The 25,851-nt window shown below is 44.1% G+C and carries 22 protein-coding genes; 6 read left to right on the top strand and 16 right to left on the bottom strand.

Translation table 11 applies throughout. The annotated features are described in order from the left end of the window. Nucleotides 1–27 precede the first annotated feature (27 nt). The 5 genes from AC3CKG_RS16800 to yccS form a co-directional block, all read right to left on the bottom strand. Nucleotides 28–939, bottom strand: coding sequence for a LysR family transcriptional regulator (locus AC3CKG_RS16800; RefSeq protein ID WP_488529601.1), 912 nt, complete (start codon nt 937–939; stop codon nt 28–30). Nucleotides 940–992: 53 nt separating this feature from the next. Further along, nucleotides 993–2,252: a hydroxymethylglutaryl-CoA reductase gene (locus tag AC3CKG_RS16795; RefSeq protein ID WP_029223667.1), complete on the bottom strand. Its 1,260-nt coding sequence runs from the start codon at nt 2,250–2,252 to the stop codon at nt 993–995. A gap of 186 nt (nt 2,253–2,438) precedes the next feature. After that, nucleotides 2,439–2,759 (bottom strand): hypothetical protein, encoded by a 321-nt coding sequence (locus AC3CKG_RS16790; protein ID WP_099166596.1) that lies wholly within the window; start codon nt 2,757–2,759, stop codon nt 2,439–2,441. 121 nt (nt 2,760–2,880) lie between these two features. Next, on the bottom strand, nt 2,881–3,042 hold the full coding sequence (locus AC3CKG_RS16785; RefSeq protein ID WP_099166597.1) for a hypothetical protein: 162 nt from the start codon (nt 3,040–3,042) through the stop codon (nt 2,881–2,883). Nucleotides 3,043–3,376: 334 nt separating this feature from the next. Continuing rightward, nucleotides 3,377–5,581 (bottom strand): YccS family putative transporter, encoded by a 2,205-nt coding sequence (yccS, locus tag AC3CKG_RS16780; RefSeq protein WP_488529600.1) that lies wholly within the window; start codon nt 5,579–5,581, stop codon nt 3,377–3,379. 177 nt (nt 5,582–5,758) lie between these two features. On the opposite strand from yccS, the gene helD reads away from it, so the two are divergent. Further along, nucleotides 5,759–7,834, top strand: coding sequence for a DNA helicase IV (helD, locus tag AC3CKG_RS16775; protein ID WP_488529599.1), 2,076 nt, complete (start codon nt 5,759–5,761; stop codon nt 7,832–7,834). Between the two features lie 109 nt (nt 7,835–7,943). After that, nucleotides 7,944–8,294 (top strand): VOC family protein, encoded by a 351-nt coding sequence (locus AC3CKG_RS16770; RefSeq protein ID WP_488529598.1) that lies wholly within the window; start codon nt 7,944–7,946, stop codon nt 8,292–8,294. Between the two features lie 121 nt (nt 8,295–8,415). On the opposite strand, the gene AC3CKG_RS16765 is transcribed toward AC3CKG_RS16770, so the two are convergent. Then, complete coding sequence (locus AC3CKG_RS16765) at nt 8,416–8,871, bottom strand: methylglyoxal synthase (RefSeq protein WP_017105060.1); 456 nt, start codon at nt 8,869–8,871, stop codon at nt 8,416–8,418. Between the two features lie 60 nt (nt 8,872–8,931). Next, complete coding sequence (torT, locus tag AC3CKG_RS16760) at nt 8,932–9,960, bottom strand: TMAO reductase system periplasmic protein TorT (RefSeq protein WP_102314552.1); 1,029 nt, start codon at nt 9,958–9,960, stop codon at nt 8,932–8,934. Nucleotides 9,961–10,053: 93 nt separating this feature from the next. On the opposite strand from torT, the gene torS reads away from it, so the two are divergent. Next, nucleotides 10,054–13,059, top strand: a complete 3,006-nt coding sequence (torS, locus tag AC3CKG_RS16755) for a TMAO reductase system sensor histidine kinase/response regulator TorS (protein ID WP_488529597.1) — start codon at nt 10,054–10,056, stop codon at nt 13,057–13,059. A 175-nt stretch (nt 13,060–13,234) separates the two neighbouring features. Here torS and AC3CKG_RS16750 read toward each other — a convergent pair whose 3' ends face one another. From AC3CKG_RS16750 to AC3CKG_RS16740, 3 genes are all read right to left on the bottom strand, one after another. Then, entirely contained in the window at nt 13,235–15,589 is a 2,355-nt protein-coding gene (locus AC3CKG_RS16750) for a fatty acid cis/trans isomerase (protein ID WP_488529596.1), read from the bottom strand. A 143-nt stretch (nt 15,590–15,732) separates the two neighbouring features. After that, nucleotides 15,733–17,397: a VRR-NUC domain-containing protein gene (locus AC3CKG_RS16745; protein WP_488529595.1), complete on the bottom strand. Its 1,665-nt coding sequence runs from the start codon at nt 17,395–17,397 to the stop codon at nt 15,733–15,735. A 57-nt stretch (nt 17,398–17,454) separates the two neighbouring features. Beyond that, nucleotides 17,455–18,693, bottom strand: coding sequence for an L-lactate MFS transporter (locus tag AC3CKG_RS16740; RefSeq protein ID WP_102353590.1), 1,239 nt, complete (start codon nt 18,691–18,693; stop codon nt 17,455–17,457). Nucleotides 18,694–19,287: 594 nt separating this feature from the next. Here AC3CKG_RS16740 and AC3CKG_RS16735 point away from each other — a divergent pair. Next, the gene (locus AC3CKG_RS16735) at nt 19,288–19,668 is read left to right on the top strand and encodes a hypothetical protein (protein WP_017105054.1); all 381 of its coding nucleotides are present in this window, start codon (nt 19,288–19,290) and stop codon (nt 19,666–19,668) included. 173 nt (nt 19,669–19,841) lie between these two features. Here the strand turns inward: AC3CKG_RS16735 and AC3CKG_RS16730 are convergent, their stop codons facing one another. After that, entirely contained in the window at nt 19,842–20,186 is a 345-nt protein-coding gene (locus tag AC3CKG_RS16730) for a YajD family HNH nuclease (protein WP_004730279.1), read from the bottom strand. Between the two features lie 275 nt (nt 20,187–20,461). On the opposite strand from AC3CKG_RS16730, the gene yghU reads away from it, so the two are divergent. Together yghU and AC3CKG_RS16720 are read left to right on the top strand one after the other, a co-directional pair. Next, nucleotides 20,462–21,319, top strand: a complete 858-nt coding sequence (gene yghU / locus AC3CKG_RS16725; protein ID WP_488529594.1) for a glutathione-dependent disulfide-bond oxidoreductase — start codon at nt 20,462–20,464, stop codon at nt 21,317–21,319. Between the two features lie 182 nt (nt 21,320–21,501). Next, nucleotides 21,502–21,825, top strand: a complete 324-nt coding sequence (locus AC3CKG_RS16720; protein WP_102312089.1) for a DOPA 4,5-dioxygenase family protein — start codon at nt 21,502–21,504, stop codon at nt 21,823–21,825. Nucleotides 21,826–21,936: 111 nt separating this feature from the next. On the opposite strand, the gene AC3CKG_RS16715 is transcribed toward AC3CKG_RS16720, so the two are convergent. The 5 genes from AC3CKG_RS16715 to AC3CKG_RS16695 all read right to left on the bottom strand — a co-directional run bounded on the left by AC3CKG_RS16715 (nt 21,937) and on the right by AC3CKG_RS16695 (nt 25,678). Continuing rightward, on the bottom strand, nt 21,937–22,089 hold the full coding sequence (locus tag AC3CKG_RS16715; RefSeq protein ID WP_009844874.1) for a hypothetical protein: 153 nt from the start codon (nt 22,087–22,089) through the stop codon (nt 21,937–21,939). An 88-nt stretch (nt 22,090–22,177) separates the two neighbouring features. After that, the gene (locus AC3CKG_RS16710; protein ID WP_488529593.1) at nt 22,178–23,470 is read right to left on the bottom strand and encodes a sensor histidine kinase; all 1,293 of its coding nucleotides are present in this window, start codon (nt 23,468–23,470) and stop codon (nt 22,178–22,180) included. Beyond that, a complete protein-coding gene (locus AC3CKG_RS16705; RefSeq protein WP_488529592.1) occupies nt 23,467–24,141 on the bottom strand; it encodes a response regulator transcription factor in 675 nt (224 codons plus the stop codon). The genes AC3CKG_RS16710 and AC3CKG_RS16705 overlap by 4 nt, the downstream gene beginning before the upstream one ends. 8 nt (nt 24,142–24,149) lie before the next feature. Then, nucleotides 24,150–25,061 carry a sterol desaturase family protein gene (locus tag AC3CKG_RS16700; RefSeq protein ID WP_488529591.1) on the bottom strand — a complete coding sequence of 304 codons (912 nt, stop codon included), beginning with the start codon at nt 25,059–25,061 and terminating at the stop codon, nt 24,150–24,152. An 11-nt stretch (nt 25,062–25,072) separates the two neighbouring features. After that, nucleotides 25,073–25,678, bottom strand: coding sequence for a hypothetical protein (locus AC3CKG_RS16695; RefSeq protein WP_488529590.1), 606 nt, complete (start codon nt 25,676–25,678; stop codon nt 25,073–25,075). Nucleotides 25,679–25,851 lie beyond the last annotated feature (173 nt).

Raw genomic sequence — 25,851 nt, 5'->3', positions numbered from 1 at the left:
ATTTTCGGTCAACAATGACGAAAAGAGTTAGGCTTCTAAAAACAAGTCACACAACCATTTAATCGCTTGATCATTCATGTTTGGCTTGTTCCACACCAAGCTATACGCCACTTTTCCGTAATCAAAAGGAAGCGGCTTACTTACTAAACCTTGTGCTTGTTTGGCATGCTCAGCCCATTGTTTTGAGCAAGTGAACAAGAAAGGTGTGTGGTGACATAACACCGCCGCTGCGCCAAAGTCCGCTACCGATATCGCCATATCTCTAGGTTTATGACATTGCACTAAGTTTTGCTCAAAGTAAGGCTTAGACAGTTCGTTATCTAAGATTCCAATGTGCTTGTAATCTAAATAGCCTTCAACCGTTAGTTCTTGCTGCGCGAGAGGGTGGTGTGCGCCCATCAAACAAATCATTTCATCAGGAAGAATCGTTTCCCACACCAGCTCTTTATTATCCGTTGGGGGTTGAGAGATATCGTGTGGCAACAGGATCAAGTTGACCTTACCACTGAGCAAAGCATCGAATCCAAGTTCCTGTTTCGAATAGATATTAAGTTTGGCTTTTGGTGCAAGTTCCGTGGTGATTTTACTGATCTTCGAGGCAAACACTTCGAAGGTACTTTCACGCATCGAAAGTGAAAAGCTGCCTTGATACTCCTGAGGAGTAAAACTCTTTTGGTGAAGTAACCCGTTCATGCTGGAAAGAATCGCGTGAACAGTGGGGGCTATTTTCAGGGCAAAGGGAGTCGGGATCAGCTTGGTGCCGTCCCGATAGAAAAGCTCGTCGTTAAGGATGTCACGTAGCTGAGATAGAGTTTTACTGACACTCGAAGGGCTGACAAAGAGTTGCTCTGACGTTTGAGTGACACTATGGGTGTTCAGCATAATATGAAGCGCAGTGAGGTGTTTAAGGCTCACTCGCGATAAATGTAAGTAATCCATACACAACTCACTCAATATGTGACAACGGTCGGTTTAAGGTTTTATAACAGAAACTAGCGCGCTAACTTGTGATGAGCTCGCGAAAAGTGACCCGCACAGAATGCACCCACAATCGATAGTTCACCCGCCAAACACAAAGCAGCACAAACCTCAGCCAAGGCTTGTGATTTACCATTGCCGTGTAGCCCTAGTAAATCGAGACACGCTTTTTGGCTTGGTAGGCCAGTACCGCCACCGACTGTTCCTAACATCAAGTTAGGAAGCGTTACGCTCGCGTACAAACCACCTTCTTTGTTGAGCTCCATACGAGTCATACCAATCGCAGATTCAGCAACACACGCCGCGTCTTGGCCGCAAGCAATGTAGAGGGCAGCAAGTGCATTGGCATAATGAGCATTGATACCAATCGTACCGCTTAGAGCGCCACCGACTGTGGTCATTTGTCCGAACTGCACCATCTTCTCTGGTGTGGTGTGGAGGTACTTAGCGACAAGCTCAGCAGAGATGTTGACCTCGGCTGTAACCTTTTTACCACGGACACTTCGCAAGGTCTGGGTGTTGGCTTTTTTGTCGCCCGATAAGTTGCCATCAAGGAAGGCGTGATCGGGTTTCACTGGTGTATGTTCAATGATGTACTCAAATACCGCGTTGGTTGCGATAGTTACCATATTCTGACCAGAAGCGTCTCCGGTTAGAAATTCAAACACCAAGTAAACATGGTTACCTTCGATGTTGATATTTATGTCGGTAAGTTTGCCGTGCGACGTTGTTGATTCCGCTAAAGCTTTGAATTGGTCATATTGGGTCACTGCCCATGCCACAAACTGTCCTGCTTCAACTAACCCTTGGAATGCGAAACCAGGCGTTCGTGTTACGCCTTCATTGAGCAACATTGCACTTGCGCCACCACAAGCTGTGATCAGCTTGGAACCTCGGTTGTAAGACGCAACAAGCGCCGCTTCTGTCGTTGCAAGCGGTACTAGGTAATCGCCTTTAGCAAACAGGCCATTGACTCTTAAAGGGCCAGATATACCAACAGGGACTTTAACGGTGCCAATAAAGTGCTCGATGTTTTTCTCATAAGCTTGGATCTGGCTTTGTGTATGAGGGTCGAGCAGTTCTTGCTGCGAGTCTGCATTATCGAGAGCAGTCCAACGACGTGTAAGGTTTTTTTCAGTCAGATAAGGGCTCGGAGTCAGTTTATTCACTGGCTTCTCAAAATGAGGTTCGAGCTTCTTTTCTAATTCGTCTGCGGAGATGTCGCCTCCTAAAATAGAAACATAGTCACGGCGATGCAGATTTAGTTTTGGCATAAGTAGTACGAAGTAAAGTTTGTGCTGCAAGAATAGTTTGCGCTGATTCTACCGAGTAATAAACCAGAAACAAGCGTCAGATATAATGAGTTACAGTTTGTGTGCTTATAGAGTCAAAAAGCATCAAAAGTGGTCGAATCAAACGGATTCAGGGCATAGGAAACAAGCACTAAGTGTGAGTATAGATCAGATATGGATATCGAGAAGGCTACCGATGGCTTCGTTTTGACGATCAACGACACTTGCGCCAACGCGGTTGTAACTGGCACTTTGGGTCAGTTTTATTAGTGAATCGGTTGAAGATGAAACAGGCTCTGGTTCTTTGTCTTTTAAAGCAAGAGATTTTTCAGGTTCGATTTGGTTAAAGCTAAGATCGCTAGATTGGGAGAAGTCATTTGATTCGGCAGTGTGCTGAGCGGCTTGGTTCAGTTCAATTGCCGCTTCTTCAGCCATGTTGGTTGACTGCTGAATAATGGCATAACCTGATTGAATTCCCGAAATCGACATGTCAGAACCTTTGATTGACGTATGGAATGAGTCTAGGTTGACGATATTTTGAGCGCAATGGTGAAGTGGTGTAATTTACGGTGAAACTGTGTACTTAAGCTAAAATAGTGATCTCTGTCTACTAATTAAACAGATCGTTTAGAGCGTTTAACTCTTCGTCAGTAAGTAGAGAAGGCTGTTCTGTCTCGACATTACCGTCTATTTCACCCTGTAGTGCTTTCAATTGCTGAGGGCTAAGAAGCTGTATCTGTTGCTTAAATGCTTCAAATTGTTGTGTATTCATAGTGTGACCTTAGTTCAAATCCATATGCTCTATTGAGCATAGACTACCGGTACAAGAAATCAACCAACATTAAATGAATATTAAAAGATGTTTGAAGGTTCTTGAAACTAAGACAACTATAAATTGCTCTGGTTGTTTTTTGTCCGAGAATTGTCAGGCAAAGTTAACGCTTGGTTAATCAGAGTCAGAAAATTCCTACAAAGTAAAAACTCTCTGATCCCTTACCTGTCGGGGCGTGCAGTTAGTTTACTATACCTAATTATAGGTATTGGTATAATAAACTATACATATAGCTATTGATCATTATGCATTCAACTTATGTATCTTTCTGTTTTTACAGTACTTTATCTTCTAGTGTTGAATTTGACTTTTCGAGAGGCTTTTCTATGTTCACTTTAACGGCAAATTTGGTGGCCAAAGTGTGCAGTTCTGGAAGCATTCGATAGATCAAGTGCAATTGTTGTAGGACCATCCTTACAGAGTTCTCGTCTTCCTCTCTCCACTCACTTAAACGTTTATCAAGCTCAGGATCGTAAGCATTTTTGACTTCGCATTGCTCACAATGAGAATACAGCTGGTCGTTGAGCGCATCCAAGTGCTCGTGTATCACTCTATGGGCGTCCAACACCAGTTTGTGTGTCGCTTCATCATCAATACGCGTTCTGTGAGCGCCAAGTGCAGAGATATAGCTAAGCAAGGCGTGGTTTAGAGTAAGAAAGCGGAAACTTTCGTCTTCAGACGTTCGATACTTACCGGGTTCAACTAGCATACTACTGATCGCGACAGTTAGATTGGCGTCGTTATTATGTGCGCTTCGACGAGCAATACGGTAGTTGAGGTTGTCTTTTTTGCCCACACGATATTGGCCAATGATCTGAGCCAGATAGTTCTTATTGGAATCGAGTGCATCCGCCATGACTTTGTGCAATCGTTTTGATTGCCAATCTGGTAATACGTAGATCACGGCAAGTACTGCGAGAGCACACCCAATAAAGGTATCAGCGAGCCTTGGCAAGACGACGGCATAACCTTCGCCGAGTTGGTTAAAGCAGAACAGTACCAATAAGGTGATAAAGCCGGTAGCGAAGCCGTAGTTATTAATGCGGAACGCAAAGAACATCACGCCACTGATCACGATGAAGACTAGTTGGCTCTCTTGCGAGGGGAAGAAAGTGAGCAATGGAACCCCAATCAATAAGCCTGCCACAGTACCTATTACACGAGCAGTGAGCTTTTGACGAGTGGCACTGTAGTTCGGCTGACACACAAATAGCGTGGTCAGCAAAATCCAATAACCGCGTTCAATGTTAAAGCCTTGGATGATGCCGTAACCGAGCGTCAAAGTGATAGCCATACGAATCGCATGTCTAAATAGCATTGAATCGGTGTGAAGGTTGGCTCTGATTTTTTGCCACATTGCTGTCAAAGTATGTGGGTTGGTATCGTCTAAGACACCTTCTTCTAATTTCTCTGCATCAGGGTTACTGATATTCGATAGCTGTTTTTCAACGGTGGCGAGGTTATTGAACAGATAATTCAATTGGTTTAGCAGTGGTTTCCATTCCGGCTTGTTCTGTTCCTGAAGATGGTTAAGCGAAGACATTAACTCATCCAGCGCGAGTACAGATTTATCACCATGTTGATACTCAGCGCCGACTTTAAGTGAACTTGCGACTTCTTTACACGCGGTTGCTTGTGCTTCTAGTAGATATTTAAAACGGAACAGCACATCAGAACGTTCAAAGTGTTTTGCCAGCTCTTGGTAGCGATAGTGGCTAGAGCTCACGCGTTCATGAATATCTTGCGCGATGAAGTAGGTGTTTAGGAATCGGTCACTCGGGCCGTCGATGTGCCCGCGTTTAGAGCGGTTAAGCAGAGTCGCTTTACACATGTTAAGTGCATTAACCGTGCTGGCATTCAATTTCGCTTCAATGATGCGGTGAGGCTGAGGAACAAGGTCAGACACCGGATAGAATAATTCAGCCTTAGAACCCATGTAGGTGCCGATTTGGTCAAACACGGTTGCAAGGTTTTGCTGTACAGGTTGCATTGGCCACACTATCTGCCAAATCATCGACATGAAATAGTACCAAGCAGCGCCAGTTAACAGTAGAAGCGGTTGAAACCAAAGGTTAGTGCTTTCGTGCGCACCCAACATGGTATAAATGGCGACAAGTAATGAGCCAAACGCGATACTCGCGTATTTAGGACCAATCGCACCAAGCATGATGAACGAGAATGTTGAGGCAAAAAGACCTAATGCAAATAGCCAAGGTGTGTCGAACAGCAACTCAATAGAAAAGGCGGCGATCGCAAAACAGATGAAGGTGAGTGTGAGTGCTTTTAAGCGGCCTGTAAAACTGTCGTCACTTTCAGCCAGTGCCGCAGCAATAACCCCTAAGATCAACGGTGTGATCAGCGTGTTTTGTCCATAATACCAAGCAGGAACCACAACACCGAGTAGAGTGATGAGAATTAATACACTGTAATTTATGGTTTTATTCGCCCAATAGAGGCGTAATCTGGCTGAAAAGTCCACAGTCACTCGCTTGACACACTAAAACCATAATCCTAACAGAAATCAAGCACAAGAATTTGATACTTATCCATAATTGCCCTTAGGTGGTCATGAAAGCGTCGATAAGATGAGAGACATTATTAATTCTCACAACATCATGATATAAATTCAATATTCCCAATAAGAGAGCACGCTCCAATGCAGCTAAGCGCTAACAAGACTGCACAGTTTTTTATCCAAAATGAATATCATCAGGTAGAACTTGATGGTCCACGTCTACTGTTGTCTTCAGTTGGCAGTGAAGAACGTATCCCGTTTACTATTTGGAGTGGCAAGATCGCAATAAAGCGCGGCTTGTTTTGGGGATCGTTGCAGTTTTTTGCCAATCAACAAGATGGCAAACAGCGTAGCTGGTTAGTACAAGGTCTACCTTGGGAGCAATGCCGTCAATTTGCGCGAGCATCGGTTGCCGCGTATCAAAAATGGCACGACACACAATGTGAACAGTTGGCTGAGCACGTTCCTCAATGGGAAGCTGAATTGACACGTCTTGAGCAACTTCCTGCCTTTCTTCCTCACTCTAAAGTGAACGTCTGGGTCGATATGGTCAATTCTGGTCTAGAAAACATGAATATGACTTTAGAAGAAGCCGCTCAGCGCATGCCCAAACGCGTTGCGAGAATGCAACCATGGTTATCTGAAACCGAGATTAAGCAAGCCGACAGAAACCAACAATGGCTAGAGACTGAAAGAAAGAACTGGGAAGTGTTGTTTGCTCAATGTGAGTCATCTCCGTTGAACTTGTCGCAACAATACGCAGTTTTGATGAACGATGATCATAACTTGATTCTTGCGGGTGCTGGTTCGGGTAAAACCAGTGTCCTGACGGCGCGTGTCGCGTACTTGTTGCAAAGCCATCAAGCGCAAGCTGAAGAGTTATTGTTGCTTGCTTTTGGTCGCGAAGCGGCTCAAGAAATGAAACAACGCCTCGACAGTAAAATTGGTTTGTCAGCAGAGAAGGTGCAAGTTAATACTTTCCACCAGTTAGGTTTGAAGATCCTGAATCAGGTTGAAACCGAACGTGTTGTTATCTCTCCATTAGCCTTAGATGATAATCAACGCCAAGCATGGTGCATTGATTGGTTGAAGAAGCACTGGATGACACCGACTAACTTTAAGCGTTGGCAAAAACACTTATCTAAATGGCCAATCGCCTATTTAACGGGTGATGATGAACTCGGAAGCCACGTTTCAAACCTGAAGCTTATAGGTTGGTTAGAGAAGCAGCTTGAGCAGTTGAATGCATCGGGTTTATCGAAGAAAGAAGTGCAACAGCAGCTTATCGATCATAGAGATTACACGCGTCTTAACAGTGAATTATCACTGTGTTGGCCTTGTGTGACCGCGTGGCAAAAAGCGTTAAAAGAAGAGAATCATATCGACTTCTCGACCATGATCAGCCGTGCGACTCAGTATGTCGAGAAGGGCAAGTTTGTCTCTCCTTGGAAGTTCATCATGATCGATGAATATCAAGATATCTCGCCAGACCGTTTAGCCTTGGTTGAAGCCTTGTGTAATCAATCTAAAGCCGAGCATCAAGCTTCGATTTTTGCCGTGGGTGATGATTGGCAGTCTATTTATCAATTTGCTGGAGCGGATGTTGATTTAACGACCAGCTTTAAAGACAGGTTCGAAAGTTCGACGATCCACCACCTTGATACCACTTATCGATTTAACAATCAGTTAGGTGCGGTTGCGAATCGCTTTGTGCAAGAAAACCCGATTCAATTACCAAAAGAACTGAACAGCTTCAAACAACAAAAACAGAAGGCGGTTTACAGTACCTCAAGCAAAGATATTGAGAAGATCCTCGATCAGCTGAACCGACAAGCAAAAGGCAAAGCCAATAAGTCTGTCATGCTGCTTGGGCGTAATCACTATCACAAGCCAGAGCTACTGGAAGACTGGAAAAAGATCTTCACATCCATTGACCTGAAATTCATGACTTGTCATGCGAGTAAGGGTAAAGAAGCCGACTTTGTGATTATACTTTGTGTAGACGAAGGACAGTTCCCTGCGAAGAAGAAGCAACTTCATATTGATGGTGCTTTGACGGAATCGTCAGATGTTTTCCCTTATGCGGAAGAGCGACGTTTGTTTTACGTGGCAATGACGCGTGCGAAAGAGAAGGTTTGGATTACCCATAGTGGTGACGGCTCGGGCTTCGTACAAGAACTGCATGGTTCTAATTACCCCGTTGTTCGTAAAAAGTGATATCAATTGACGCAACTGTCTAAGGTTAGATCTTAAGCCCGCTACCTATTCTAATTAGGGCGTAAGCTATTATCATTAGGAAAAAGCGATACAGCAGAAGGAATCCGCTATGGAACACGGCTCTATTAACTACATTGAATTTGCAGCGCGAGATATCGCCGCAACTAAGACGTTTTTCAGCCAAGTGTTTGGTTGGATCTTTGAAGACTATGGCCCTGAGTATTCTGCTTTTGAAGCTAAAGGCTTAATGGGCGGTTTCTATTTAGCGGATCTTGCGTCTAGTGCTGAAAGTGGTGCAGCGCTGATGGTTTTCTATAGCCAAGAGCTTGAGCAAACCGAGCGCGATGTAATTGATGCTGGTGGTCAGATAAACCGCGAGATCTTTAGTTTTCCCGGTGGCAGACGTTTCCATTTTAAAGAGCCAAGTGGCAATGAGATGGCGGTGTGGAGTGACAAGTAGAGGAACCCACTGCACTGTCTATGATTGAATTGTTTAATGTCTGAAAAACGAGACATAAAAAAGCCTGCGATAAAATGCAGGCTTTTTAGTCTGTTCAGTAGAGAGCACATTTAACGTGCGATTACGTGCGCTCTGCTAGATACGCTTCGTAGTCTGGGATCTCGATGACCACTTCTTCTTCAAGCAGTGAAGAGTTAAATAAGAAGTTAGCGGTAGCGCGGTTGGTTGCTACTGGGATGTTCCAAACACTTGCGATACGAAGCAAAGCTTTTACGTCCGGGTCGTGTGGTACGGCATTCAATGGATCCCAGAAGAAAATCATCATATCGATTTTGCCTTCAGAGATAAGCGCACCCAGTTGTTGGTCACCGCCCATAGGGCCGCTAATCATGCTCTTAATCGCTAAGCCTGTTTCTTTACTGAGTAGAGAACCCGTCGTGCCCGTTGCATAAAGGAAGTGCTTTTGTAGTTTTTCTTTGTTCTCTTTGACCCATCTTAGTAGCTCAGGTTTGAAATGGTCATGAGCGACCAAAGCGATATTCTTATGCGTTGGCATAGTACGCGTTGTTTTTTGCATGAATGTTCCCTAAATGATTGTTTCGTTTTTATTGTTTTGAGTTCTTCAGCCAATATAGCACTAAGGATTCACACTGAATACCGGACGAAACTCAGAAGGTGACAATGAGTCGGCGATAATTTGATCTTTGAGCGTTGCAGGTGTCAGTGCTTCGATAGTGGGTGCACTGTGTATCTCATATGGTTGAGCTCGTAAGTAACTGACGGCTTGTTTAACGGATAATCGACCTTGTTCAACCATTTTGTCTGTTGGCGCAAACAACACCTTGTTACGTAGTAACCCTCGATAAGTTCCATGACTCAAGTAACTTGAGATCAAACCTATTTCTTCGGTTTTTCCCGCCGCTCTCAATTCACTAATCGCCGCTTCGATTGCGACAGCACTGCCAACAATATATTGAATATCAGGCTCATCAATCACTTGTTGCACAAGGTTTCTTTGCAGTTCTTTATCGTTATCTGCCCAGTAACTGACCTCAATCTCCACGTCGCTCGACTTTATTGCGTCATAGAACCCTAATGCGACAGGCTTTGTGCCTCCACTAGACTGAGGGCCGAGAAGCAGGGCGATGGGTGTTTTCCCAGAACCTTTTGGATGCCGTTTAGCTAGAAACTCACCGACTTGAAATCCCATCTCATACCAATCAACACCGACAGTACCTTTTAGAACTTTTTGCTGTTCTTTACTGACGGTTAGTTCATTGACAGTGGCGAAGACGGGTGTATTCCCAACCCAATCAGAGAGATTATCGTGATAAGCATCAGGAGATACAGTGCCTAATATAATGGCGTCAGCACCCCATTTAGTACAAAGCACAAGCTGAGAGGCTTGCTTACCAATGTTTGGGTATCCGCCTGCTTCTAATACTCTTAATTCAACCTGCTGCTTTTCCGCCTCAGAGACCATGCCGTAATTGACCGATAGCCAATATGAATCTTTTAGGTGTGGATAAATGGCGCAGATTTTCTCTTTGTTAGGTTTAGAGACAGACGTTTTTTCTGAGTTCATTGGGTCATCGGCATGTGCTGAAGAAGCCATGATAGCCAGTAACGAAAGAAGACATTTAGAAGCAAAGGGTTTAGATAGCATGAATTGCCGTTTTATTGGTTTTAGATAAGAAACACTGCAAAATATAGCGTATTCTGCATGGGTAAAGAAGAACGTTTTTAAGGTTTAGGGTATATGTTGTTAGCCACAGCAAGTATTGGACGCAAGCTACTCGCCTCATTTTTAGTGATGGCATTACTGGTTCTTTTGTCTGCATTGATTGGTGTTTCTGGGTTCAGTTTCGTTGCAAAAACAGAGAGAAACGTTGTTGATTCAGCGTTACCCGCGATGATTGAAGCTCGTCAGGTTTCTGAATTGAGTAATCGTATTATATCGTCTGTGCAAACACTCTCTAGTGCGAGAAGCGAAGCCGAAAGAAAAAAAGCGGGCACGATACTGTTTGACCAACTAGAGTCACTTCTTCAGCACATCAAAGAGTTGGGTGTCGATAGCTTCGACTCCAAACTTCTGCAGAAACTTGAAAACAACGTTCAGAGCGTCATCAATACACTGGCTGAGTTAGGGGTTTCCGTCGAGCGAAAGCTATGGCTGACCAAGGAGCTTTCGTCACGCGTAGAAGAAATGCGTTTGCTTGCTGAAGAACTTGAACAGTTAACTCGTACACAAGTTCTGAATACGGCCACCATTGCAGTTGCTAATGTCACACATATCTATGACCTACTGGAAACCAAAGAAACCGACAAGGCTTATCAAGCACTAGATGCGCTGGTTGAAGTCGACCTCGACTTATCTGAGCGCTTACACGAATTGCACCTGTTGGCTTTCAAAATGCTTAATCAAATCGAAGAAACTCAGACTGTCACTAACGTTGAACGTATTCACCAGATTAAAACGGAATTCGAAGCGAACCTCAGAATCATGGCGCGCCGTGTTAAAGCGGTCGAAGATCCAACTCGCTCTGCTCAAATGTCTCAGCTTCTTGAAGAGTTACAGCGACGTCAGGTTGTGTTTGATATCTCTTTAGAGCAGTACGAAAACACGCAAAAGTCTGAGTTCTTAATGCAGAATACTTTGCAGTTGTTCTCCGAACTCAACACCACCGTCAATCAGCTTGTAGATGACTCCAACTTGAGTACGAAAAAAGCGGTTGATGAGCTAACGTCGACCTTGAATCTGGCTCAATGGTCGTTGTCGGTTATCTCTCTCGTGGGTCTTATCATCGTCGCGTTTATTGTGTGGCGAGTGGTTTATATTTCCGTGGTTAAACGCTTAGGTGAATATTCGATAGCCCTGATGTCGATTGCTCAAGGGCGCCTCAATATCGATATTTCAGTTAAGGGTAACGATGAACTTGCTCACATGGGTGAAGCCATTATTACCGCGAGAAATACCGCGCAAGCCTTGCAAGTGGTTGCGGTAGGTGAAGCGAAAGCAAAACGAGAACTCGAAGAGCATAAAGAACACCTTGAGGAATTGATCACCGAGCGCACTTATCAGCTACAAGAAACCAATGAGAAGTTGAATGTTGAAGTCGGGAACCACGCTAAAGCTCGCAGTGCTGCTGAACAAGCAAGCCGAGCTAAATCTGCTTTCTTGGCTACCATGAGTCATGAAATTAGAACGCCGATGAATGGTGTTCTGGGTACCGCGCGACTGCTCAAAGACACGGGGCTAGACCCTCTACAGTCGGGTTATGCCGATATCATTAATCGCAGTGGTAAGAACTTACTGGCAATCTTGAATGATGTTCTTGATTACTCAAAAATTGAGGCTGGGCACCTTGAGATTCGCGTCGCTTCATTCGATTTGCATCAGATGGTTCAAGATACCTACCAATTAATGGAAGGTCGAGCAAGTGAGAAGAAGCTAGACTTTAACTTCCATATCGAAAGCGATGTCCACCGTTATTGGCGTGGCGATGTGACAAGAATTAGTCAAATTTTGAACAACCTTGTCGGCAATGCGATCAAATTTACAGACAATGGTGCCGTTGATATCTTTATAAGTTTGGATGTCGAAGACGAAAATCGAGTTATGTTTGAGGTATCAGACACTGGTGTTGGTATCCACGAAAGTGAACAGAAGTGCCTGTTTGATGCATTTAGCCAAACCGATAGTGGTCGTAATAAAACAGGTGGTACTGGGTTAGGTCTCGCGATCAGTAAAAGCGTTATGTTGGCTATGAATGGTGATATTGGTGTTCACTCCGAAGAAGGTGAGGGCAGTCAATTTTGGTTCTCTCTACCCTTGCAAGTGGGTGAAAAAATAGAAACCAAAGTTGTGGCGGTTGAAACCTGTATTCGCGCCAAGGTACTGTTAATTGAGGATAACCCGGTTAACTGCATTGTTGCGGAAGGGTTTTTACATAACCTAGGGCATGAGGTTGTTATCGCGACAACGGGCCAAGAAGCTCGGACTATTTTTAGTGAACAAACTTTCGATATTGCCTTAGTCGATATTAATCTTCCTGACTGTGATGGCGTTGAGTTAATCCAACAATTGAAAGAGATTGTTGTGATTTCAGAAGATGTTTCAGAACAGTATGCACCGCCTATGGTTGCCGTATCCGCTCATGTCTTTAACGAGGAAGTTGAAAGCTATTTAGCGTCTGGATTTGATGGGTTTCTACCTAAACCGTTGGAAAAAGAGGCGCTTGCTCAACTTATTGTGAACCAACTCGATGGCAAGACTTTGCTACTGCCACAACCCGATCCCGACGATTCTATATGCAGTAAAAACAACAATACTCGTAAGAATAAAGGTAACGAGTTGTATTCATCTCAAATGGCGAGTGTCGTTTCTGAGCTAGCTACCCAGGCTTCGCAAACAGAAGAGCAAGGAGAGATTCCTGTGAAATTGATTGATTCCAATGTCATCAAAGGTGACTTGTCCATTCTCGGCTTAGAAAAAATGAAGCAGATTGTGGGGCTATTTGAAGAGAGTAGCCACGTTACTTTGCGTGAAATGGTCGAGGCGAGTGATTCGGATAATGGGCGTGAAGTGAAGTCTCTCGCCCATAAATTGAAAGGGTCAGCGGGCAGTTTAGGTTTGTTGCAACTTTACACGGCTTGCCAAGTCATAGAGGCAAGCTCAGAACCGTTACAGCAGTACAGAGAGAATGCAGACTCTCTAGCTGAACTCACGAAAGATTCATTAATTGCACTCAAGCAGCATGTTTGAATGACCTTTAACAAGTAACAAGCTTGACTGAGTAGTAACCTATTTGAAAAGCGCCAGTTAATGCTATCGAGCTTTTTCTGACTTCAAAAAAACGCCTCTGACGGGTTATCCGTTCAGAGGCGTTTTATTTGAGCAAGCAATGACATGTACGTTGCTGTTGTTCCGTATAAGGCGACTATCTATTTTCGAAACGGTTGTAATCTAACAAGCCGTATTCTATCGGCTGATCTTGCTTGTACAAGCGGTGTACGCGATCACTGAAAGGCCAGAACTCACTTGAGCTGCGTCGTACTGCAAACTTGTCGAGCATTGCGACGTAATCTTCTTCAGACTTAAGTCCTTGCAGTGTTGATACTAAAGTCGGTATTTGTTCTTCAGTTAAAGACAAATAAGCCGCTGGATAGCTTCCGACAACGCCTCTCACTATCGTTAAATCATCATTGACGTAATCGCGGTTCGCTTCTTCATCAAACAGGCTTGAGATGTTGGTGTGCGCGTTGTTGTGGATAACAGTGAACAGCTGATCTTGACCGTTTTTACCTTCAATCATCATCATTATCAGTGGTGGGAAGTGACGTAAACCTTCGCCTCGCACCAGGCTAACTTGTCGAAGCAGTGCTTCATTTTTCTGACTAAAACCCGTGTCGACTATCTCGAAACGGTCATTAAGGACAGGCTCGAGTTTATCTTTGATCATATTCAGCAGTTCACGCTTAGGATCCGCCGTTTTGTAAACCACGTTGGTCGGTTGCGCGAAAGGTGCAATGTTGCGTTGCAAGAAGTCGCTCAGCTGAACACTTTGATTTTTGTACCAGCTAGAATGTTCAACGTGTCTGATGTCTTTTGGCAGCAAGGTTAAGAAATTACTTTCACCTTCAAGACGCAAGAAATCCATAAACATACGAGTCATCAGCTGGTGGCCAAAATTGCCGTAAACGTCAAAACCTGCCACAAGCAAATAGTGAATACGTTCTAATAATGCGTAGTCTAAGATCCATGCGGTTTTAGGCTGAGATCCAACTAAACCTTGTACAACTGAGGCGCTGTCAAAGTGCCTGAAAATGGTGAGCGCAGCGTTAGCATTAGTGCCGTTGCCATCCCAGATGATGCCTGTATCTAGGTTTACGCCACTCTCAAACCATTTATTGGTAAAGTCGGATTTCGCATTCAGGTACCGTGCTTGCTGTTTTGCGTATCCCACCCAATGCGTCACTGGAACCGTATTACTTTTAAGCTCACTAGGCAGTTTTAAGTTCTTTTTCTGGCTTGCATAAAACGCGTTGATCTCTGGTACGTTTGCTTTGTCCGGATCAATGAAGACAATCCAGAAGCGATCATTGATCACATTAAGTGCCAGTTGCCCTCTACATACAGGGCCTTTGATGAAAGCCATAATGGTGTTCTGCGCGTTATCCAACATGAAGTTAAAACGGGAATTCACAGGCAGTGAGTCAAATGACGTCATCGGATTTGCGGCGACATCAATGTCGTAGCTAGGCAAAGCTTGAACCTTATAATTCGCATCTACAAACCAAGTGTTCCACTTTTGCAGGCGCTCATCATTTAAGGCAAATGGCATGTGTGTCTTATCGACAGTTGAGCCTTGTTCTGGAATCAAACGGTAATACACTCGATCAACGTTTGGATCGTCGTAAGGGCGTCGTGTGCTGATTCGCTGAACCGCTTCTCCAGGAGGCGTTGCTGAGCGAACAAGGGTGAAGAAGCGCGTTGGCTGAGCTAAATCAGAGAAATACAGGTGTGACAAAAACAGGTGTTCATAGATGTAGCGAGCAGAAAGCTGGCTTCGGTTGTCACTTTTATTTAGGAAGCTTTCATAAACATAAACCAGTGCCTGTTCGGCATCGTTGAGAGGGATATGGTCGTTCATGAGCGCGCCATTTTCTAGCCAGCTCATTAAGGTAGCGTATTCCGTTTTATCCAAGTTCGGCATGCCATAAGGCATTCCCCAAGTAGGGTAATCACTTTCGTATTGAGCATATTCTTCAATGGTCGGGCACTGTTGGTCACGATCGGTTGAAAAGTCGAAACCCTCAAGTTGCGCCTGATCGGGAAGAGGATGGTTCTCTTTTTGGATTAGCAGCCTAGAAACCAATCCAGCATCGAGGTTTGCCGTTGAATTCTGCATACGTTCATTCAATACCGGGTGGAAATCTGCGTCACGCCACTCTTGCGTCGTGATTGCATCTTCAAACAAACGGGTAGGCGCAGACGCCGTTAAACGTGTGCCTTGGTAGACGAGTGCTTTGCTTGCACCTCGATCTATACCTTCCACTGAAGACATCTTTAACTGACAGGGCGCGTCGTAGCAAGCGTGACAAACTACGCAGCGGTTATCAATAATGGGCTTTACTTCGTCGATGAAATGCTGTGCTTGGGCTGAGAGAATAGGAGCCTGACGATCACGCACTTCTTGTTTACCGAATAGCTCATCGAAGTTAAGACCAGCGTAAACGGCACAACCTGAGAAGATGCTAACAAAAGCTAAAATGAAGAGTTTTTTCAGATTCATACGTATTTAAAGATTAGGCATTTTCTCTAATTATATCGAAAATGATTGAAAATGCTCATGTTCTAACGTTTTTATAGATAACATATTAATGGGATTGAATAACGTAACCTTTCGAATCGCTTGCCATACTGGCGAGTAAAGCGTTACTGATTAACGTAGCAAACCGAGAATGGAACAGACAATCGCTCAAACTCTTTGATCCATCGCCACTGGTTATCTTGCAATTTATCGCCTGGCCCTTTGACCTCAATCCAATGAAATTCATCGTCCTTGAACGCAATCAAATCCGGCATCCCAGTTCTAAATAGCTTTAGGTCACTCAATATCACTTTGAATAGCTCGACGATTAAGGCGTTGGGAATGGAATTGATGCTGTGTTCTATGAGCGTTTTAGGAAAGTGATTCCAATGAACAAAAGGGTTAGCAATACTGTGTTTTTGGTCGTAGATATCAAGCAATTGGTTTAGCCCTTGCTCGGATATGGTTTGAAACGCAGCCTCGATTTGTTCAACTCGCTTGTCTACGAAATCTGAATGGTACAGATCTAGGGGGCGATGTTGGTAGCGATTGATAAATGCGCCCTCAACGTCTGCGAAAATTACTTTCCAAAAGGCTAAGCCAAACAACCCACATAAAAAACTGTTCTCTGAAAAGTAGACTTCCCAACCTTGGTTTTCGAAATGTTGCTTCACCGCAAGTTCGACTCGCATTTGGCTTAGGTCTAACTCCAGTTTTATCTCTTTGCAGCTCGGTTTTATGGTTCGTGAAACTTTGTGCCCCTGTTTCCGTAGTAGCCTGTCTTCAAGCTTAATAGCGACTTCCAACTCTGACACATCCGACGGAGCAGTTTTTATTTGCGTGACAATGTCACACATTAAGTTTAGATCGTCTTGCTTGTCATAGATGCGTGCAAGTCGTTCTCTGCTCGGAGGAAGTACGGATTGTTTGAACCAAAAGACAGCTTGATCGTTTTGGTTGAGCCTTTCTAGATCCCGAGCGATGTCGTTGATCAAACGTGATCGTTTTCTGGCTATGCCTTTGTGCTCCGATTCTTCAGGAATCGAATTTAAAAGCAGTTCCAGAAATTCACCGTCTTTGCGGTCACCTTCTGAATACAAGCGTTGAATATCACGCATCTGGAGCAGTTGATTGAGCTGTTCTCTAGAGGTGAAGAAACGACGCTGTTTGCTTAATGGGTAGTTTTCGAAGGTGTTGAGTCCAAGATCGCTCAGAACGAATTGGCTTAGGTCTTGATAAGTATTGGCAAAGAAGAGCAGCAGCAAGACATCAATAACTTCAGATTCGACAACGTAAATACAATTGAACGACAAGTTTCGGAACTGATCAAAAGGCTGGTGATCGAGCAAAGCCAAGAGTTCGTCTTTCTTCGCTGTCTTATTGTTCTTAAGAGACGGGAATGCGCTGAACAGCTCTGGTTTAGTCAGTAGATGCAACCCTAATTCGAGATCACTAATGACGAGGTTATGTTGTTCAGTTGGGTGACTTAACGTAATGAAGTTCGATGCGTTTAGCTCTTGTAGGGCGCTTTTCAGATCTGGAATCTCAGCATAGTCGAGCTTATCACTTCGAAACCAGCAACCCTTGCGAGAAAGTAAACGAACCATTAGACACTGGCTTGCAACCGAAAGACGTTTGTATTCAGACAACCAACGGCATTCATCGTCACTCAGAAGATCGGGATAGAGTGTTTGAGCGTGTTCAATCAGTCGATTGAAGTTGTCGAGATAATAAGTAGGGGAGAGCTGAGGAGTGGTTTCTATCGTCAATGGGTTAGTCGCTTGATACAAAAAGAGCCTAACCCTAAGGTTAAGCTCTTCAGTAACAAATTCAATCTTTTCTGACGATTAAGCTTGAGATGCTTTTAGTTCAGAAACTTTAGCTTCTGAGATAGGCTTCGTGATGATTGCTAGAACAATACACACTGCCATCATAGCTGCAGAGATTGTGTAAGCTAGGCTGTAACCTTCGCCATTCGTCATTGAGTAACCAACAACCGCTGCGCCGATAGCACCACCGATACCCCATGCCGTGTAAAGCACGCCGTAGTTAGTACCGTAGTTTTTCAGGCCGTAGAATTCAGCAGTTAGTGTTGGGAATACTGCTAGAAGCGTACCGTAACCAACAGCTGCGATAGCCGTACCAATGATTAGCGTGAATTCAGAGTTGAACGTAGCGAATAGAGCCATGTTCGCGCCTTGAAGGATGAACGCTAGAAGTAGAGTTCGTACGCCGCCGATTTTATCTGCAAGCATACCCGCAGCAACACGGCCGCCTGAGTTGAATACAGCAAGGATAGACGCTAGGTAAACCGCGTTTGGTAGGTTCGCTTGAACGCTAGCAATCGTAGTGATGTTACCGATGATCATAAGACCAACAGAAGCAGCAAATGCGTACATGATCCATAGAGAGTAGAACTGAGGAGTCTTCAGCATTACTTTCCACGTTAGGTCTTCAGTCTTCTTAACCGCTTTAGGAGCTTGGCCTTCTTTTACTTTAGGCTCAGCTGGCGTGTAATCCGCTGGTGGGTTGTTGATCGTTGCCGCTAGAGGTACTGCGATTGCAAGTACACCAACACCAAGAATCATAAAGCTTGTTTGGATACCCATGCTATCGATCAGCGCAGAAGTTAGTGGTGCTAGGTAAATAGCAGCAAGACCAAAACCTGCAGCGATTAGACCGTTAACCATACCTTTCTTAGAAGAATGGAACCATTTCATTGCTGATGGAGAAAGACATGCGTAACCGAAGCCGATACCAGCACCTGTCATCACACCAAACGTTAGGTTTAGCATCATAGGAGTCGTAGCGAAACCAGAAGCAATCATACCTAGGCCAGTAAGCGCTGTACCAAGAATAAGGATCTTACGTGGGCCCATACGGTCTTGAAGGATGCCTGCAACAAGAAGACAAACAGAGAATGTGATAGTTGCAATAGCGTAAGGTGAAGATGCTTCAGCAGCACTCCAACCAGATTCAGTCACTAGCGCCTTGTTAAATACACTCCAAGCATACAGGATGCCAAGACAAAGGTTGATACAGAAGCCTGCTAGCAGGATACGTGATGCTTTATCAATCTTGCTCATTTTTATTCTCAGTTTTGTCGTTGGTCAGTGGTGAGCCACTCAACTAAAGACGGGTTATTGTGATTGTTTCTTCAAAATTAGTTTGCGTTTATCAACAGACAGCGCAAAAGAGCGCGGATTATAACCAATAAAAATGTGATTGGAATCTCTTTTTCCATTTTTGGTAAATAAACTCAAACTTGTTAATGGGTTGTTTTTTATTGGTTTTGCAATTGTGTTTAATACCTTTCTATTTTGTTCTTTTTCGCATGGCGGGCTTATTTTTTAAGGGGATCTTCGATAAGTATTTCTGAATGGCCACGTATTCCGTGCGGATATCACAGAGTTACGAATTATTTTAAATATTTTCTAAGGTTAATTTTGTGTAACAAAATAAATCAAAATACCGCTTTGTCCATATGAGACAAGGAGTAACGGAGTTTTATTAAAAACAAAATGTTAACCAGTTGTTACGGTTGGTTTTTGGTAGTACCTTTGCTTACATTTTGTTCGATTAGAGGGGTTGTGTTGTTGAGAAAAAGTGGGAAAATAGTACGCAAACTGAGATTCCAAATTTGAAAGGATGCGTTTCCAACTTATGGCGAGGCGAGTATTATGAAACTGTTTTTAATTCTATTGATGTCAATTTCTGGTGGTTTAGCGGCAGCTGACCATATCCACTCTTTCTTGTTTGGCTTCTATATTGCGGCATTGGCAGTAGGTAGTTGCTATTGGTTAGCTTTCCGCAGTACGCGTTTCCCACAGTTGGCTTTAATGCTATTGATGTGTGGCTTTTTCGCGAAAATTGCAGTGACGGTTGTCGGTGTTTCTTGGGGTATCTCGAACGATATTATTCAATCGCCGTTCATTTTCTCATTGTCATACCTGTTCTTCTTAGTGGTTGTGTCTTACGTTTGGTTTACGTACCGCGATAAGTTGATTCTAAAAAAACGCGCTAAGCAGGTAGAAGAGTCTCGCAAGGAAGCAGCAGCTTAATTGCAGACCTAATACAGAATTCTAAAAAGAGCTTTCTTCGGAAGGCTCTTTTTGATCCTGCCTACCGGAACTCTATTTTGGGTTATGACGGCAGATAAAAGAAACCCCAGTATGGCTACATACTGGGGTTTCTTTGTTATTCGAACTACTCGCTTTTAAAAAGAAGGAATCATTTACTTCTTCATCAACTTCGCTAGATCGGCGAAAGGGTTGTGCGTCGCTGATTGGTGGTCGTCTAAACGAGCCTTGGCATCAACACCGTAACGGTCATGGTCTGTGTATTTTGAGTGTTCATGATCGTGACAGTACAGGCATAACAGTTCCCAGTTACTGCCATCTTCAGGGTTGTTTGTATGGTCGTGATCGACGTGGTGAACGGTCAGCTCTCTTAGGTTCGAGTAAACAAATTCACGCGCGCACTTACCACAAACCCATGGGTACAGTTTTAGTGCTTTTTCACGGTAGCCTTTCTCTTGGCGAGCGTACGCTGCACTCGAGCCAGTGTAATCAGAAGACATTGCCAAATCCTTATCAATTGTAATCTCCCGATTTTATCACAGCTTTCTTTAACCTGTAGGCATGTCGTGACTAAATCATGTTTCGTACTAGCCGTTATGTGGCTTAGGTTTGATTGGGCACTTATCTTTTACGTGTGCTATCTCATAAAGCAGGTTATGTCTTTCTGGAATAAGCCATGCTTAACAGTTTGAAAAGAAATTGTATTTAGGGGTTTTAACCAAGGGAGCGTGACCTAATATCAGTTAAAGCTACCCTATATTAATAAGGAAATATCATGTCAGAACAATACACACCGCCAAAAGTTTGGGTTAACGATACTGGTGGTGGTAACAAGTGGGCAAATATCAATAGTCCTGAATCTGGCGCTCGCTTTGATAAAGAGCTTCCTGTTGGTGACCATGCTTTTCAATTGTATTCTCTTGGTACACCTAACGGTCAAAAAGTCACTATCTTGCTGGAAGAGTTGTTAGCAGCAGGTGTTAAAGAAGCTGAATATGATGCGTATTTGATTAACATTGGTGAAGCTGAACAGTTCTCTTCTGGTTTTGTTGGAGTGAATCCAAATTCCAAAATACCGGCACTCGTTGATAAGTCTGGTGCGGAAGACGTGAATGTTTTCGAATCGGCATCTATCTTGATGCACTTAGCTGAAAAATTTGGTCACTTCTTACCAAAAGAAGGGGCAGCGAGAACACAAACCATTAACTGGTTGTTCTGGGCTCAAGGTTCAGCACCATTCTTAGGTGGTGGTTTTGGCCACTTCTACGCTTACGCTGATGAAAAGCAAGAGTACCCAATTAACCGTTTTGCGATGGAAGCGAAGCGTCAACTAGACGTGCTAGACAAGCAACTTGCAAATAGCACTTTTGTGGCGGGCGAAGAGCTAAGCATTGCAGATATCGCGATTTGGCCTTGGTATGGCAACCTTGTGCTAGGCAAAATTTACGATGCAGCCGAGTTCCTGCAGGTTGAGTCTTACACCAACGTTGTGCGCTGGGCGAAGCTATTAGAAGCGCGTGAAGGTTTTCAGCGTGGCCGAGTAGTGAACCGTTCATTTGGCGAAGAGTGGGAGCAAGTACCAGAGCGCCATTCCGCGGAAGACATTGATCGAGTTTTAAAGCTACGCCCGTAGTGATTTAAAGCGATAACCGACATCAATACCACTAGAGCTTGTTTTCGATTCGTTCGAGTAACAAGCTCTAGTTTTCCCATTTCAAATTGATCCTTCCGAAAGCAATTTTACCTATTTAGATTTAGCTATTAAAGGCGGTTTAGGTATAAACTTGCGACATCATAATTCTAAAGGATGGTGCCATGTACCACGGTCATATCTATTTCCCTCTGCGCTTTGCAGAGCAAGCAGAAACACTGCGTCAGAAAATTCTATCGGAACGTAAAGATGTGTTAGAGACTTTCCCATTAATACAGCGTTTGGTTGGCCCACATAAGATGCCAATGTTTGAGATTCACTTTGCAAACAAAGAGTCGGGCATTGTTGAGTGGCTTGAGCAAGAGCGCGGTGATATGTCGGTGCTGATTCACCCAGTAACGGGCGGCGAAGAAACGCTAGACCACACAGTGCGCGCGATTTGGCTTGGTCGTGAGCTAGGTGTATTCGAAGATACGTTGACTAGCTAATTTTAATTCTGCGCCCGACAGTGAGTACCTAATCATCGAACTTAGTAACTTAGGTGCTGTCGGGTGTGTCGGTGCACACCTCGTTTTGCTCATTGTCTTCTTGCCTAAATTCTAGCTTCTCCAGCTATTACCTAGTAACAACGATACCGCTACCGACACACCTAATGCGATTAATATATTAGGTAAGTACAGTCCCCAAATCGCGACACAAACCGCCACCGTTACCACAGCCCACAACAGTGTTTCTAAAATCCAAGTGCCCATAACATTACTCCTAACTAGATTGTGCGACTAGCATAACCAAGCATGGGTAAACTTTTGGTCACCATCAAATAACCATTTGGGCAAATGGCTAAAGCATGACTTTGACGATGAACTCATTGTTGTGGGTTTCATGAGTAAAACGCCAACCTTGGTTCTGACAAACGCGATCAATGAGCTCTAGGCCGATACCAAAAGAGGTTTGCTGTTCTGAGTCGTTTGTTAGGTTTTCATCATTCAAACGGTTGGTCACCTCAAACTGATGTTCTGTCAGTGTGATGTTGATATCTCCGCTGCCACCATGTTGAAATGCATTTCGGACTAAGTTGGTGATCACAACCTCTGTTAACTCTCGGGGCAGGGAGTGTTGGCCTTGATCGACCTTGGTGTGGATCTCTACTTCTTTGTTTTTGAGAAGATAACGTTGGCTTTCGATAATATTATTGAGTAGAGGAGTAAGCTTGATTTGCTCATAGTTGGTCTCTATCTCGTTATTACGACTCATCCACAGCAGAGTTGTCACTAAGGCTTTCATGTTGGTGGCTGAGCGTTGGATTCGGGCTACGGCACGTTGACCACTGTTAGGAATGCTTTCAGATAACCGCACCAGCATATCGCCACTGGCTGAAATAGTGGCAATCGGTGTTCTTAACTCGTGGCTAGCAGCTCTTAAGAAAAAGCTCTCACGCTCATTGGCCTGACGCTCACCTTGTACGCTCTTAACAAGCTGCGAAGCCAACTGGTCGATTTCTTTGTATCGAAACTGAGTCAGCCCTTCAGTGTTGCCCACATCCAGAGATTCAGACCATTTTGATAGCGTAATAATCGGTTTAGTAACTCGATATATCAGAAGGCGAATGATCAAGAACACCAAGAGCAATAGGAGGCCGATGGCAATGAAGGCATTGTTAATTTGGTTGACGGAATCAGGTGGGTTCAGCTCGAATAGATTCAAGTAGATGGCTTCATCGTACTCAGAAATAATATACAAAGCTTCGTCTTTACCGGAAATTTGATGTTTAGCGGCATAGAGGTATTGGCCTGAATCATTGTTAGGTGATTGCTCGTAGTGTTCATAAATCGCATCGTTATCAAACGCTTTCCAATCAAAGGTTTGTTGAAACTTAACAGGCAGCTCAGAATAGCTTAGAAAGGCTTGGAATGTCGGGTTTTGGTAGTCTGGCAGTTGCCCTGTTTCGATGTATTGCTGCTCTGCGACTTCCAATTCATACAAGAATCCATATTTTGCCGATTCATTGAGGCCGATGTGGTAGCTCTGTGAAACCATCAAACTGTAGATGGCAGTCAGTAGCACGACGATGCCAAATAAATAGAGGTAGATGTCGCGCTTAATACTGACTCGATTCATGTTCGCGTGTTTCATGATGGCTCCTCATGCAAGACCACTCCAATACCATGAACCGTGTGAATTAGTTTTGAGTCATAGGGCGCATCAACCACTTGTCGAAGCTTAAACAAATGCGCTTTCATACTATCCGAACTTGGCATTTCATCTTCCCATGCTTCTTCAAGCTTGGCTTTGCTCACCACGTTAGGGCTGTTTCGCACTAACATCACAAGCATTCGCCAACAGACAGGGGACAGCTTCAATAGCTTGCCGTCTCTAAGGGCTTGGTGCTTGTCTAAGTCCAGTTTGAGATCTGCGACAGACAGCGACGTCACCGATCCTTGAGAGCGACGTATCAGCGCCATAAGCCGTACTTTCAGCTCTTCCATCGCAAAAGGTTTCACTAGATAGTCATCTGAACCCACCTCGAACCCGGCGATTTTGTCTTCTAACGTGTCCCTTGCCGTTAACATGAGAATCGGAGTGGTCACGCCTTGTTGGCGAAGAGATTGACAGACATCGAGCCCATCCATTTTGGGCATGTTGATGTCCGTTAAGATGATGTCATAACGCCCCTCTAACGCAAGATTGAGTCCTGCGCTGCCATTGTAGGCAAAATCGAATTCGAAACCGTCGAGTTCCATATAGTCTGCAATGGCTTCTGCCAAGTCACTGTCGTCTTCAATCAACAGGGCGTTAATGCTCATAAGTGTCCTTACTTTGTTTCTCGTTCTCTTTTCCAAGCCCAGATAGGCGGCTGAATAAGAAGTTGTAATCGGTAGTTCCAATTTGGCGCGTGCCATAACTGTTGGCACAGTTTAACGTAGCCGTGGAAATATACCTTAAATGGGTTCACAGAGTTGATTCTCGGAAACACGCCATATCTGACTTCTTCCTCTTCTTTGGCGAAGGTGCCGAACATACGATCCCAAATGATGAAGATGCCAGCGTAGTTCTTATCAAGATACTGCTTGTTGGTCGCGTGATGCACTCTGTGGTGTGAAGGCGTATTAAACACCGCTTCAACAGGGCGGGGCAGGCGCTTAACTGTTTCGGTGTGCAATAGCGTTTGATAAAGCTGCACAAAGGTTTCACACATCAGCACCACAAACGGATTGAATCCGAGCAGGATTAACGGCAAATAAAAGAAGAACGGGAAGAACCAATCTAAAGGCCCGAATCGGTAAGCGACAGAGATATTAAAGTAAGGCGAGCTATGGTGAACTGAGTGTGTTCCCCAAGCTAAACCATTACTGTGCAAGAATCTGTGTTCCCAGTAGTACGCGAGATCGGCCAAGATCAAGCAACCCAGAATTGTCCAACCAGATATCGGTAGCTGAGTTAGGCTGAAATTCTCGTAGGCGTAAACAAACGCGCCCACATAGGCTAATCCGACAAAGAAAACGGTAACCAATAAGAAGAACAAGGTGACTAAGTTAGTTGCGCTGTCTCCCAACATATTCCAGCTGAGCTTTTTCTTAAAGGCATAGCGGATAAGCTCAAAGATAAACAGAGCCAGAGCAAGCAGTAGAAAGTTGTCATCTACCCAAGTTTCGGTAAGGATGATGCTCGTTTCTGTGAATGTTTGAGAGAGAAAATTCCCAATGCTATCCATAGTGAAATCCATAACTAAATCCTTTACTGATTGTTCTTATAATAGACGTATAACTCACTAGAATCTGGCAACCCATGCTGATTCAGCTGGTGATGTTCTATAACCATATCCACTTCTTTTAGAATCGCGATACCTTCCCAAGCATGTGCTAATTCCTGTTCAGTATGTTCGCCTTTACCTAGTAGAAGCGTACCTTTGGCTTTGCTTGGGACCTTAATTAAGGGTTTGTTTTTATTTGATTTTGATTGCTGAGTAGGGAAGCCAATCGTGATCGTCGCTTCGCTGAAATCAGAGCTGATGTCTTGATAGACAACGATGACTTTCTGCTGTTGCTCAATGTTTTTATCGTTGGTGCCGGGTTGCTGATAGAAATCCACCCATAGGTCTGGCACGTCGTCTAAAGGAATCGTCTTACTCAAACCTTGCAGGTAAGTCGTGTTTGCAGTCGCCTGTTGTTTGACCTCTACGGACTTGTTTTTTGGCTGTTTGTCGATTGATGACTTGTTCGTTGATGACACAGTTATTGGCTGCTCTGTCGATGCATCTGCAATCGCTGGCTGAATATGCAATAGCCCCCAAACAACACCAGTAATACCGACTGTCGTGAGTAGTGAAGCGAATAATTTCATGCTCTTTCCTTGTTGTTCATTTTTCTTATCAAGGACAGTAAAGGATATGAGGTAAACAAAAGGTAACCGAGCGGGCTTTTTAGTGGTCAACAGCGAATCCGTCGATTGCCTAATTTGTTAATACAGCAATTTGGGACACTTTTTTCCATGTCGGATTGGTAATACTGGCGCCA

The organism is Vibrio sp. QJM3NY_15 (assembly GCF_057785995.1).
Note: the sequence above shows the minus strand (reverse complement) of the source record. Positions and strands in the feature narration are given on the sequence as shown.

Excerpts from the sequence above, each read along its gene's own strand:
- torT (WP_102314552.1), bottom strand. The coding sequence starts at position 9,960 with ATGCTATCTAAACCCTTTGCTTCTAAATGTCTTCTTTCGTTACTGGCT.
- AC3CKG_RS16700 (WP_488529591.1), bottom strand. The coding sequence starts at position 25,061 with ATGGATTTCACTATGGATAGCATTGGGAATTTTCTCTCTCAAACATTC.
- AC3CKG_RS16800 (WP_488529601.1), bottom strand. The coding sequence starts at position 939 with ATGGATTACTTACATTTATCGCGAGTGAGCCTTAAACACCTCACTGCG.
- helD (WP_488529599.1), top strand. The coding sequence starts at position 5,759 with ATGCAGCTAAGCGCTAACAAGACTGCACAGTTTTTTATCCAAAATGAA.
- AC3CKG_RS16795 (WP_029223667.1), bottom strand. The coding sequence starts at position 2,252 with ATGCCAAAACTAAATCTGCATCGCCGTGACTATGTTTCTATTTTAGGA.
- AC3CKG_RS16705 (WP_488529592.1), bottom strand. The coding sequence starts at position 24,141 with ATGAGCATTAACGCCCTGTTGATTGAAGACGACAGTGACTTGGCAGAA.
- AC3CKG_RS16740 (WP_102353590.1), bottom strand. The coding sequence starts at position 18,693 with ATGAGCAAGATTGATAAAGCATCACGTATCCTGCTAGCAGGCTTCTGT.
- AC3CKG_RS16730 (WP_004730279.1), bottom strand. The coding sequence starts at position 20,186 with ATGTCTTCTGATTACACTGGCTCGAGTGCAGCGTACGCTCGCCAAGAG.
- AC3CKG_RS16790 (WP_099166596.1), bottom strand. The coding sequence starts at position 2,759 with ATGTCGATTTCGGGAATTCAATCAGGTTATGCCATTATTCAGCAGTCA.
- AC3CKG_RS16785 (WP_099166597.1), bottom strand. The coding sequence starts at position 3,042 with ATGAATACACAACAATTTGAAGCATTTAAGCAACAGATACAGCTTCTT.
- AC3CKG_RS16710 (WP_488529593.1), bottom strand. The coding sequence starts at position 23,470 with ATGAAACACGCGAACATGAATCGAGTCAGTATTAAGCGCGACATCTAC.
- AC3CKG_RS16720 (WP_102312089.1), top strand. The coding sequence starts at position 21,502 with ATGTACCACGGTCATATCTATTTCCCTCTGCGCTTTGCAGAGCAAGCA.
- AC3CKG_RS16765 (WP_017105060.1), bottom strand. The coding sequence starts at position 8,871 with ATGCAAAAAACAACGCGTACTATGCCAACGCATAAGAATATCGCTTTG.
- torS (WP_488529597.1), top strand. The coding sequence starts at position 10,054 with ATGTTGTTAGCCACAGCAAGTATTGGACGCAAGCTACTCGCCTCATTT.
- AC3CKG_RS16695 (WP_488529590.1), bottom strand. The coding sequence starts at position 25,678 with ATGAAATTATTCGCTTCACTACTCACGACAGTCGGTATTACTGGTGTT.
- yghU (WP_488529594.1), top strand. The coding sequence starts at position 20,462 with ATGTCAGAACAATACACACCGCCAAAAGTTTGGGTTAACGATACTGGT.
- AC3CKG_RS16750 (WP_488529596.1), bottom strand. The coding sequence starts at position 15,589 with ATGAATCTGAAAAAACTCTTCATTTTAGCTTTTGTTAGCATCTTCTCA.
- AC3CKG_RS16735 (WP_017105054.1), top strand. The coding sequence starts at position 19,288 with ATGAAACTGTTTTTAATTCTATTGATGTCAATTTCTGGTGGTTTAGCG.
- AC3CKG_RS16770 (WP_488529598.1), top strand. The coding sequence starts at position 7,944 with ATGGAACACGGCTCTATTAACTACATTGAATTTGCAGCGCGAGATATC.
- AC3CKG_RS16715 (WP_009844874.1), bottom strand. The coding sequence starts at position 22,089 with ATGGGCACTTGGATTTTAGAAACACTGTTGTGGGCTGTGGTAACGGTG.